Genomic DNA, 11,350 nt, shown 5'->3' with positions numbered 1-11,350 from the left:
GAAATGAGCGCGTGAATGACTGTCGAAGATTCTAAATGATAATAATTAGCACTACAATTGCCCCCTTGATTTATGTCTCCGCATGAGGAACCCCATCATGGCAGCCAAACCGAGCTATCGGCTTTTCGATATCACCCTTGCCAGACGCACCCAAGTCAGCGCCTCATTAGTCAGGTTTACTTTCACTGGCCCGGAAGTCAGCCATATGGCGACCTACGCACCGGATCAGCGTGTCAAGCTGTTCTTCCCCGAAGGCGGTGGTAGTCTCGATCCGCTGTTTGAGATTGCCAAGCTGGAAGAGCATGACTGGTACGGCGCTTACCGCGCACTACCGGATGCACAGCGCCCCTCTGCGCGCACCTACACCATTCGCGCTCTGCGGCCGGAGAAGGCAGAGGTGGACGTAGAATTTGTACTCCATGGCGACAATGGCCCCGCATCGCGCTGGGCTATGCACGCCCGCCCAGGTGACCGCCTTGCCATGACAGCCCCCGACGCTAACTCGGAAGGCCCAAAGCTGGGCTACGAGTGGAAGCCGCCCCAAGGTGTACGCCGTATTCTGATCATCGCCGATGAAACCGCCCTCCCCGCCGCCGCAGGCATTCTTGAAACTCTTGATGACCTGCCGCTCAAACCCAGGGTCGAAGCGCTGTTCGAAGTGCCTCGCAGTGACGACGTTCAGCCGCTGCCCCAAGCCGCTAAGCTGCACTGGCTGGCCCGCGATGCTGAACCCGGCTGCCAACACGGTGAGCTGCTGATGAGAGCAGTGCGCGATATTGATTTGCATAAGGAAATTCAAGCGCTAGGCGGCGTGCCTACGGCAGCCACTAGCAACGACGAAAGCGACGATGAGGACGGCCCACTCTGGGAACCCGCCACCCTGGATGACAGAGCTCCCTTCTACGCTTGGATAGCTGCTGAAACCAAGGTCGCTATGAAGCTGCGTCGCTACTTAGTCAACGAGTGCGGGCTACCCAAGCAGTACGTTACCAGCATGGGCTACTGGCGCCAGGGCAAGGCCAATGGTTAAAGGAACGGCAAACAACACGGCGTTAAACAGTGATCTCACACGCAAGCCAGCTCAAACGCCTATTGGCTGGCGAGACAGCCCTGACAGCTATGGGCGGGTCAGCCGTGCGCTTCACTGGCAGACCGCCGCGCTGGTCACGCTGCAATTTACTGTGTTGCTGGCTTGGCGGGGAATGGGCGGAAACGCTATCACGCTGTTTTTGGCAAGCATTGGGCCTCATGGCTCGTTAGGGTTTCTGATTCTGATCGTGACGCTGGCTCGCCTTGGCTGGGCATGGGTCAACCGCAAGCAGCGTCCTCCGCAGCCGCTCGGATGGGATGGCCGCATAGCACGCCTTGTACATATCACTTTTTATGCGCTCCTGCTGTTGCTGCCTGCTTTCGCCATTTTGCGCCAGTACGGCCGCGGCGGGGCACTACGCTTTTATGGCATGGAGCTGCTGCCCGAAGCGGAACGCGACATCACCTGGATGATCGCCCCAGCCAAGCTCCTTCACGGCCCGCTCTCGTGGCTGTTATGTGGATTAGTCATCGGCCACATCACGATGGCGCTGATTCACCGCTTCTGGCTCAAAGACCGGGTACTGGCACGTATGGTGGGGGCAAGGGGGCGGTGAAGCATTGAGCAAAGCCACCGCACAGCTTTCGAGTAGTGCACAGCGCAACACTGCCGCCTACTCATCCCCTCGCCAACGGCTGCGTGGTTGGCTGGGGTAGCAAGCGCGGCCTAAGGTGAGGCATAATCGAACGAATCTCAATCCAACTGTTCAAGGCTACCTAGTTCCCCCTGTGCGGCCTGGACATGGGTGGCTATTCATAGAGCATAATCCAGCCGCATGGACTACGACTACCTCAACAGTCTACGTAAATACCATCCCGCTTGGCGGCTGCTGCTGGCCGACCACGCACCGCTGATCATTGCCTTCGTGCATCGCAGTTTTATCGAGCCCAATGTGCGCAGCCTGCCGGAGCAGGAGCTGGCGGCAAGGCTGGAAGACTATCTGTTCCACCTTCGCCAGGGGCTGGGCGAAGGGCACTTCCCAAAGCCCGCGCGGGAGTATCTGAATGACTGGGCCAGCGATGAACGCGGCTGGCTGCGGCGCTATTTTCCCGCCGACTCGGACGAACCGCATTACGACCTGATACCTGCCGTCGAGCAAGCCATTCAGTGGCTGGCCGGGCTCGAGCAGCGCACCTTCGTGGGGGCGGAGTCGCGATTGAAGTTGGTCTTCGACCTGCTACGTGACATCTCCCAGAACAGCGAAACGGATCCCGAGACGCGCATCGCGGAGCTGAGTCGCCGCCGCGCCGCCATTGACGCAGAGATCGAGGAGATTCGTGCCGGCCATATGGCGTTCATGGATCCCACGCGACTACGCGAGCGCTTTCTTCAGGCCACCGACACGGCTCGGGCGTTACTGGCCGACTTCCGCCAGGTGGAGCAGAATTTTCGTGACCTGGATCGCCAGGTACGCGAACGAATCGCCACCTGGGAGGGCGGCAAGGCCGCGATACTGGAGGAGGTACTGGGCCAGCGTGATGCCATTACAGACTCCGACCAGGGCCGCAGTTTTCGTGCCTTCTGGGACTTCCTGATGTCCGCCGACCGCCAGCAGGAGCTCACCGAACTGCTGGAGTCGATCCTGTCGCTGGAGCCGGTCGCTGAGCTGAATCCTGACCCGAGGCTGCGCCGCATCCACTATGACTGGCTAACCGCCGGAGAAGCGACCCAGCGCACCGTGGCCCGGCTCTCCGAACAGCTGCGACGCTATCTGGACGATCAAGCCTGGCTGGAGAATCGGCGTATCATGGATCTGCTGCGCGGTCTGGAACAGCACGCCCTGGCGGTGCGCGAGAACCTGCCAACCACCCCTTTCATGACCGTAGAGGCTCCCGCCCCCGACGTCCAGTTGGCCATGGATCGGCCGCTGTTCAGCCCTCCCATCAAGCCACGTATCGAGCAGGCGCCGCTCGAGGAGGGAACCGCGGACATCGCTGCCGACCCACTGTTCGAACAGGTCTACGTGGACAAGGAGCGGCTGCGGGCCCGGCTACGCCAGGCGCTGCAGACCCAGCGCCAGATCAGCCTGGAGGCGCTGCTGCAGCGGCATCCACTGGAACAGGGACTGGCGGAGCTGGTGACTTGGCTGAGCCTGGCCACCGGGGAGGGGCTGGGCCTCGTCGATGAAACGCAGGAGCAGGTCGTGTATTGGACCGATGACCAGGGCCAGCAGCGCCGCGCCGCCCTGCCTGCGGTGATCTTCGTTAGTGGCCACCAGGGAGCCCACCCATGAACGAGACCGGCACCCCACCCAACGAGCGCGAACCGGCGCTCTCTCCGGTGTTGATCCAACTGTTCAAAGGCGTCCTCTACCGCGATGACCAGTCTGGAGCGTGGCAGGATCTGTTGCGACTCCAGGCGCAAGTACGCGACCATGCCGGTGTATTCGGGCTGGAGCTGATCCTGGACGAAGCCGAGGGCTACGCCTATTTGCGCCAGCGCCCGACCGAGGAGGGCGAGGAGGAGCTGCCGCGTCTGGTACCACGCCGCCAGCTCAGCTACCCGGTCAGCCTGCTGCTGGCACTGCTGCGCAAGAAGCTGGCAGAGCATGACGCCACCGGCTGCGATCCGCGGCTGATTCTCTCTCGCGAGCAGATCGCCGACATGCTGCGCCTGTTCCTGCCTGAAACAGGGGATGAAGTGCGCCTGATGAGCCGCATGGACAGCCATATCAAGCGGGTAGTGGAACTGGGCTTCCTGCGCCGGCTGCGCGGCCAGGAGGAGCGCTTCGAGGTGCGCCGCATTCTCGCCGCCTTCGTCGACGCCCAATGGCTCGCCGAGTTCGACCAACACCTAGCAGACTACCGCCAGCACCTGGATAACGACGATGACGGATAATCCGCAGAACGCGCTGTTCGACTTCGCCAGCGACGACTCTCACACCGGGTTTCGGCTCCAGCGCCTGGAGGTCTACAACTGGGGCACCTTTCATCAGCGAGTCTGGCACCTGGCACCGAATGGCGAAACCAGCCTGCTCACCGGCGACATCGGCTCCGGCAAGTCGACGCTGGTGGACGCCATCACCACCCTGCTGGTACCGGCCCAGCGCATCACCTACAACAAGGCCGCCGGCGCCGAACAGCGCGAGCGTAGCCTGCGCTCCTACGTGCTTGGCTACTATAAGACCGAGCGCAGCGACGGCGCCCTGGCCGCCAAGCCCGTTGCCCTGCGTGACTTCAATAGCTACTCGGTGATTCTCGCGCAGTTCTACCATGCCGGCTACGACCAGCACGTCACCCTGGCCCAGCTGTTCTGGCTGCGCGACAGCCAAGGGCAACCCGCTCGCAGCTATGTGGTCGCCGACCGGCCGCTGACCATCACCGAGGACTTCGCCAACTTCGGCAGCGACCTCAATGCCCTGCGCAAGCGCCTGCGCCAGCTGCCCCAGGTGGAGCTCTTCGACCACTTCCCGCCCTATGGGGCGGCGTTCCGCCGGCGCTTTGGTCTCGACAGCGAGCAGGCCCTGGAGCTGTTCAACCAGACGGTCTCGATGAAATCGGTCGGCAATCTCACCGAGTTCGTGCGCGGGCATATGCTGGAAGCCTTCGCGGTGGAGGAGCGCATCGACGCGCTGATCCGTCACTTCGAGGACCTTGACCGCGCCCACCAGGCGGTGCTCAAGGCGAAAGCGCAGATCGACGCCCTGCAGCCGATGGTCGACAACCTGGACCGCTACGCCGAGGCCAGCGACCAGGCCCGGGAGCTCACCGCCTGCCGCGAGGCGCTACAACCCTGGTTCGCCGGAATCAAGGCACAGTTACTTGAGCAGCGGCGGGAGAAGCTGGAGCGGGAGCTGGAACGGCTGGCCTCGCGTATTGAGGCGCTGACCAGCGAGCAACAGCACAACCAGGCCAAGCGCGACGAGCTGAAGCAGGCCATTGCCGACAACGGCGGCGACCGCCTGGAGCAACTCAAGCGACAGATCAAGGATCAGGGCGAGCGGGCCGATGAGCGCCGTCGGCGGGCCGAGGAGTACCAAACGCTTACCCAGCGCCTGGCGCTGGACCCACTGGGCGACGAGGCGGTGTTTGTGGAGAACCGCCAGCGGGTGGAACACGCCCTCGAGACCCTGGAGGACCGCAAGGCCGAGGCCCAGAACGCGGTAACCGAGGCGGCGGTCGCCTTCCGCGATGGCCGCGAGGGTGTCGAGGAGGTCGAGCGCGAGCTGAACTCCCTACGCCAGCGTCGCTCCAACATCCCTGCCGCCATGCTGGCATTGCGTGAGCGGCTGTGCGAGAGCACCGGGCTGCCAGTGGAGTCGCTGCCCTTTGCCGGTGAGTTGATCCAGGTGCGTGATGAAGAGCGCGACTGGGAGGGCGCCATCGAGCGCGTGCTGCACAATTTCGGTCTGTCGCTGCTGGTGCCGGATGCACACTATCAGGAGGTCGCCGAGTGGGTGGACCGCACCCACCTGCGTGGACGCCTGGTCTACTACCGGGTGCGCGAGCCGAAAGGCGCCAGCCTGCCGCAGCTGCACCCGGACTCCCTGGTGCGCAAGCTCGCCGTACGGCCAGACTCCGACTTCTACGCCTGGCTGGAACAGGAGCTCGCCCGCCGCTTCGACTACGCCTGCTGCCGCGACCTGGCGCAGTTGCGCCGCGAGCAACGCGCCATCACCCGTAGCGGCCAGATCAAGGCCAAAGGCGAGCGCCACGAGAAGGACGACCGCCACGCCATCAATGACCGTGCCCGCTATGTGCTGGGCTGGAGCAACGAGGCCAAGATCGCCGCCCTGGAGCAGCAGCAGTATCAGCTGCAGCAGCGGCTACAGCAGCTGGCCGACACCCTGAGCCAGGCCCAGGAGACCCAGAAGCAACTGGAAACCCGCGGCACCCTGCTCCACCGGATCGATGTCTACCGCCACTTTCAGGAGCTTGACTGGCACACCCCGACGCTGCTCATCCAGCGACTCGAGGAGGAGCGCCAGTCGCTCGAGGCAACCTCGGATACGTTGCGCCTGCTCCAGCAGCAGCTCGGCGACTTGGAAGCAGAGCTCAAGGAGCAGGATGCGCGCCTGACCGGGCTGCGCGACGAACGCGCCACTGCACGGCTCAAGTACGATCAGGCCGGTGAGACCCAGGCCGAGGCCGAAGCCCTGGTGGAGCGTACCGCTGCCACGGTGCGCGAAAGCGACTTTCCCCGCCTCGACGCGCTACGCCCCGAGGCCCTGCCCGAGCGGCGCCTGACCGTGGAGTCCTGCGACAATGCCGAGCGGGAGATGCGCACTTGGCTTCAGGGGCGCATCGACGCCGAGGAGAAACGCCTCAAGCGCCTCGGCGAACGCATCATCGACGCCATGCGTAGCTACCAGACCGAGTGGCCACTGGAGACCCGCGAGGTGGACGTCAGCATCGCCGCCGGCGACGAGTACCGCGGCATGCTCGAGCAGCTGGTCGGTGACGACCTGCCGCGCTTCGAAGCCGACTTCCGCAAGCTGCTCAAGGAGAACACCATCCGCGAGGTGGCCGGCTTCCAGGCCAAGCTCAACCAGGAGCGCGAGCTGATCCGCGAACGCATCGATACCATCAACCGCTCGCTGCACGCCATCGACTACAACCCCAACCGCTATATCCGCCTGCAGGCCGAACCGACCCCGGATCCCGAGGTACGCGAGTTCCGCGAGTCGCTGCGCGCCTGCACCGAAGGGGCGCTGACCGGTTCGGAAACCGAGGAGTACTCCGAAGCCAAATTCCTGCAGGTCAAAGCCATCATCGAGCGCCTGCGCGGGCGGGAGGGCCAGACCGAACCCGACAAGCGCTGGACACGCAAGGTCACCGATGTGCGCAACTGGTTCGTCTTCTCCGCCTCGGAACGCTGGCGAGAGGACGACGCCGAGCACGAGCACTACACCGATGCTGGCGGCAAATCCGGTGGTCAGAAGGAAAAGCTCGCCTACACGGTGCTGGCCGCCAGCCTGGCCTACCAGTTCGGCCTCGAAACGGGCGGGCAAAGTTCACGTTCATTCCGCTTCGTGGTCATCGATGAAGCCTTCGGCCGCGGCTCCGACGAATCCGCCCGCTACGGTCTGGAGCTGTTCCAGCGGCTCAATCTGCAACTGCTGATCATCACCCCGCTGCAGAAAATCCACATCATTGAGCCCTTTGTGGCCAACGTCGGCTATGTGCACAACGACGGTGGTCAGCACTCGATGGTGCGCAACCTCAGCATCGAGGAGTATCGCGCCGAGCGCGCCGCCCGCAGCATGATAAGCGCGTCATGAGCTGGAGTACCCCTGCATCCATCCGCGCGCAGGTGGAAAAGGCCTGGGACAGCGGCCGCCTTCTCGCCGCCCGGGTGTCCGGCGAATCGCCGTTCCCCCTGGAGATCCGCCTGCGCCGCCCCAGCGCCCGGGACATCACCGAGCGCTTCGGCGCGGTGATGGACTGGGTGAACGCACTGCGGGAGCAGAGCCGGGAGAGACGCGGCTACGGCTACGAACTGCGCTGGCAGCAGGTCAACAACCGGGTTCACGGCAGCAACGCCATTCCGGTGGCAGCGATCATCGCCGATGAAACCCAGGCGCTGCAGCTGATCCGTCGCCAGCAGGATGCCCAGCGCTTCCAGGCCCTGGTCGACACCCTGCTTCACCACCACCTCGAACTGCAGGATTGGATAGCGCGCCACCCCCTCGCCGTGCTCCGCCATGCCCACGACTGGCCCCGCCTGCTGGCCGTACTGGCGTGGTTCCTGGCCCACCCGCGGCCAGGGCTCTACCTGCGCCAACTGGACATTCCCGGCGTCGACACCAAGTTCATCGAAACCCGCCGGGGCCTGCTCGCCGAGCTGCTGGATGTGGTGCTACCGGCGACCGCCATCCACCGCGATGCCAGCGGCGTTAAGGGCTTCGCGCGCCGCTATGGCCTGCGCACGGAAGCGCCGCAGATCCGCTTCCGTCTGCTCGACCCGGCGCTGTCCATTCAGGGCCTGCGCGATATCGCGGTTCCGCCGGAGGAGTTCTCCGGGCTGAGCCTGCCGGTGCAGCGTGTGTTTATCACCGAGAACCGCACCAACGGCCTGGCCTTCCCCGAGACATCCGCCAGCCTGGTGATCTTCGGCTTGGGCTATGGCCTGGAGAGGCTGAGAGAGATCCCCTGGCTGCACGATAGCGCGCTCTGGTACTGGGGCGACATCGACACCCACGGCTTCGGCATCCTCAACCGCCTGCGCGCCAGCTTGCCCCATGCCCGCTCCCTATTGATGGACCGTCCCACTCTGATGGGCCACCACCCCCTGTGGGGCCAGGAACCCGAGGAGAAGCGCTACACCGGCCACCCCACCCGGCTCACCGCCGACGAGCAGGCACTGTTCGAGGAACTGCGCGCAGACCGTTTGGGCGCGAGGGTGCGACTGGAGCAGGAGCGCATCTCCTTCAGCGCCGTCGAGCGTGCGGTGGCGGCGACCGAGGTCATTACACAAGGGCGTTAATGCGCACCGCTATCGCGATGCTACGCATGACCTAACGCTGCATCGACTATCGGTAACAAGCTAGCAGGGTGCGGGTAATTGAATCAGCCCAGAGTTGAGAAATGCAAGGAGGTCAAGCACGAGAGATAGAAGCAACGATTCTCGTTTACTCTATGGAGATCGACTCCCTGTAAGATAAACTCCTTGCACAAGGAAACCAGCATGTTCGAGGTCAAGGGTGCCACTTTCGTTTCGAGATCAACGGCAAATGCCTGCTGCATTCTGTGGCGCACCGTTTCAAAGAGGGCAAGATCTACGGGTTGATCGGCCATAACTCTACTCGTCGATTTGATCAATGATCTACACCCAGACTTACCGAATATTGCCTCGGTAGACATACTCAACCCGACGAGGCTGCTCCGCGATATAGTACGCGTTATGCCAAGCCGCTGGGCATGCTAAACTGCTATTTGTATCGCTGTTTTTTGCTCTGGAGGCCGCCGTGACGAATTCCCACCGCCGTAAGTTACCCATCGGGATTCAGACGTTCTCGGATATCCGCGAGGGCAACTATTACTACGTCGATAAAACCCCGCATATCGAGCGTTTGGTTAATCAGAACAAATACTATTTCCTATCGCGGCCGCGCCGCTTCGGCAAAAGCCTGTTGCTGGATACCCTGCGCTGCCTGTTTGAAGGCCGCCAAGCGCTATTTGAAGGGCTCTATATTCATGATAGGTGGGACTGGCAGCAGCGCTACCCGGTGATTCGTATTAGCTTTGCCGATGGAGTGATGCAGAGCCGTGAAGGGCTGGACGAGCGTATTCGTGAGCAGTTAAGGGTTCAACGCGAGCAGTTCGGCATTACTCAGCATCATAAAACCGATATACCGGGTGAATTTTCTGCCCTAATCCGCGCCGCCCACCAGCAGAGCGGCCAGCGGGTGGTTGTGCTGATCGATGAGTACGACAAACCGATTCTGGATAATATCCTGGTGTCGGAGCGCGCCCGAGAACTACGCGAGGGCCTGAAAAACCTTTACAGCGTTATCAAAGACGCCGACCCGCACTTGCACTTTGTGCTGCTTACCGGTGTTTCCAAGTTCAGCAAGGTCAGTCTGTTTTCGGGCTTGAACAATCTGCGCGATATTACCCTGTCGCCCGACTATGCGACCCTTTGTGGCTATACCGATGACGACATTGATACAGTATTTGAACCCGAACTGTCTGGGTTAGACCGTCAGGAAATCAAAAAGTGGTATAACGGCTATCGTTGGGGTGGCCGAGAGGTTACGTCTGTCTACAATCCCTTCGATGTACTGTTGCTGTTCCAAGAACAAGAGTTCGGCCCGTACTGGTTTGAGTCTGCGACGCCGACGTTTTTGGTCGATATCCTCAAGCAGCGGGGAGTGTTTACCCCTCGATTGGAGACCTTACAGGCAAAAGCGCAGTTGCTAGGGCGCTTTGATGTGGATGACATCACCACCGAAGGGCTACTTTTTCAAACGGGTTATATCACCATTAAGGACGTGCAGGAGCCCATACTGGGCTATCGCCTCTATACGCTAGGCTTTCCGAATCGAGAGGTGGAAAGCAGTCTCAACGATTTATTGCTACCGGTACTGGGTATCAACGCAAGCGAGGCACAAACCCATCAACTGGCGTTATTCGATATTTTTCAGCGCCATGATCTGGCTGCTTTGGAAGCTCATCTCAAAGCCCTTTATGCAGGACTCCCCCACGACTGGTACCGCAACAATCCCATTGCCCAATATGAAGGCCACTATGCCAGTGTCTTCTATAGCCACTTTGCCGCTCTGGGGCTGGATGTGACGGTGGAAGATGCCAGCCACCACGGCAAGGTGGATATGAGTGTGGACGTTGGTGGGCATATTTACCTGTTTGAGTTTAAGGTGGTCGAACAACTGCCAGAAGGTAAAGCGCTGACGCAAATCAAATACAAGGGCTATGCCGATAAGCACCGCGCCTCCGGCAAACCCATACACCTGATCGGCGTGGAGTTTTCCAGCACCCAGCGCCAGATTGTAGCGTTTGAGGTGGAGACCTTGGTTAAAAGCTCTTGAACCATCCTTGGCTCAACAACCCTACGGCGGTTCGATTGCCTCCATTTCCACACTAGTCGGCTGCTCACCATCTAGCTGCTCTGTCGCCAACAGCTTGCCACTCTCCAGCCGCACCAACCTATCCGCGAGGTGGAAATAGCGGTCATCGTGGGTGATCACCAGCACCGCTTTGCCCATGCGTTTTAGCTCGAGCAACACCTCGCAGTAAAACACCTCTTTGAATAACGGATCCTGATCCGCCGCCGAGGAATACCGTCACGTAACGCTGGCCGCGCCGAGAGGCGGTTTCGTCGACGCCGACGGTGGCCACGTTGCTCAAATCCAGCTCCCCCAGCATGCGGCCGACGTAGTGGTGCACGATGCGCCACAGCCGCTTGTCGGAGATCTCCAGCTGCCGGGAGACGGCCAGTACCGGCATCTCCTTGACCAGCGACATGGCGGCTTGCTCGAACAGCAGGGTGAAGTCGCTGCCTGGCCGCGCCCAAGGCACCTCAATGCGCTTGACGCCATGTACGGGGCACTTAGTGCGAGGCACGCGGGCATGCAGGTAGCAGTGGTGCTGGAAGAAATTGAGGTGCCGCCAGGTCTTGTCGGCGAAGTCGTGAGCCGGGCAGGCCTTGCCGCACTCAGGACAGGGGTAGAGGCTGCCTCGCTCGGCCTCGACGTAGAGGTCCAGGCGATGGGGTGACACGGAGGTATCCAGGTGCTGGTCCTTGAGGATCCAGGGCGCTTCCAGGCCCAGGCCGAGGGTCAGAATCTGGGTGCCGTCCATG

At 61.8% G+C, this 11,350-nt stretch carries 8 protein-coding genes and 1 pseudogene; 7 read left to right on the top strand and 2 right to left on the bottom strand.

The window, feature by feature from the left end:
• Positions 1–97: 97 nt before the first annotated feature.
• The 7 genes from BMY49_RS07850 to BMY49_RS07815 all read left to right on the top strand — a co-directional run bounded on the left by BMY49_RS07850 (position 98) and on the right by BMY49_RS07815 (position 10,577).
• On the top strand, positions 98–1,030 hold the full coding sequence (locus BMY49_RS07850) for a siderophore-interacting protein (protein WP_062361326.1): 933 nt from the start codon (positions 98–100) through the stop codon (positions 1,028–1,030).
• Positions 1,023–1,646 carry a cytochrome b gene (locus tag BMY49_RS07845; RefSeq protein WP_062374720.1) on the top strand — a complete coding sequence of 208 codons (624 nt, stop codon included), beginning with the start codon at positions 1,023–1,025 and terminating at the stop codon, positions 1,644–1,646. Before BMY49_RS07850 ends, BMY49_RS07845 begins: the two co-directional genes overlap by 8 nt.
• A 219-nt stretch (positions 1,647–1,865) precedes the next feature.
• Positions 1,866–3,323 (top strand): DUF3375 domain-containing protein, encoded by a 1,458-nt coding sequence (locus tag BMY49_RS07840; protein ID WP_062361332.1) that lies wholly within the window; start codon positions 1,866–1,868, stop codon positions 3,321–3,323.
• A complete protein-coding gene (locus BMY49_RS07835) occupies positions 3,320–3,928 on the top strand; it encodes a DUF4194 domain-containing protein (RefSeq protein ID WP_062361334.1) in 609 nt (202 codons plus the stop codon). Before BMY49_RS07840 ends, BMY49_RS07835 begins: the two co-directional genes overlap by 4 nt.
• The gene (locus tag BMY49_RS07830; protein ID WP_062361336.1) at positions 3,918–7,310 is read left to right on the top strand and encodes an ATP-binding protein; all 3,393 of its coding nucleotides are present in this window, start codon (positions 3,918–3,920) and stop codon (positions 7,308–7,310) included. Before BMY49_RS07835 ends, BMY49_RS07830 begins: the two co-directional genes overlap by 11 nt.
• The gene (locus BMY49_RS07825; RefSeq protein ID WP_062361338.1) at positions 7,307–8,515 is read left to right on the top strand and encodes a DUF3322 domain-containing protein; all 1,209 of its coding nucleotides are present in this window, start codon (positions 7,307–7,309) and stop codon (positions 8,513–8,515) included. Before BMY49_RS07830 ends, BMY49_RS07825 begins: the two co-directional genes overlap by 4 nt.
• Before the next feature lie 481 nt (positions 8,516–8,996).
• Complete coding sequence (locus BMY49_RS07815; RefSeq protein ID WP_062361343.1) at positions 8,997–10,577, top strand: ATP-binding protein; 1,581 nt, start codon at positions 8,997–8,999, stop codon at positions 10,575–10,577.
• 21 nt (positions 10,578–10,598) lie between these two features.
• On the opposite strand, the gene BMY49_RS07810 is transcribed toward BMY49_RS07815, so the two are convergent.
• Positions 10,599–10,754, bottom strand: a complete 156-nt coding sequence (locus tag BMY49_RS07810; RefSeq protein WP_208596182.1) for a hypothetical protein — start codon at positions 10,752–10,754, stop codon at positions 10,599–10,601.
• A 67-nt stretch (positions 10,755–10,821) separates the two neighbouring features.
• A pseudogene (locus tag BMY49_RS07805) lies at positions 10,822–11,349 on the bottom strand (helix-turn-helix domain-containing protein); the annotation flags it as partial.
• Position 11,350: the final 1 nt, after the last annotated feature.

This window comes from Vreelandella aquamarina (assembly GCF_900110265.1).
Lineage (GTDB): Bacteria > Pseudomonadota > Gammaproteobacteria > Pseudomonadales > Halomonadaceae > Vreelandella > Vreelandella aquamarina.
This window is presented reverse-complemented; position numbering and strand designations above follow the sequence as displayed.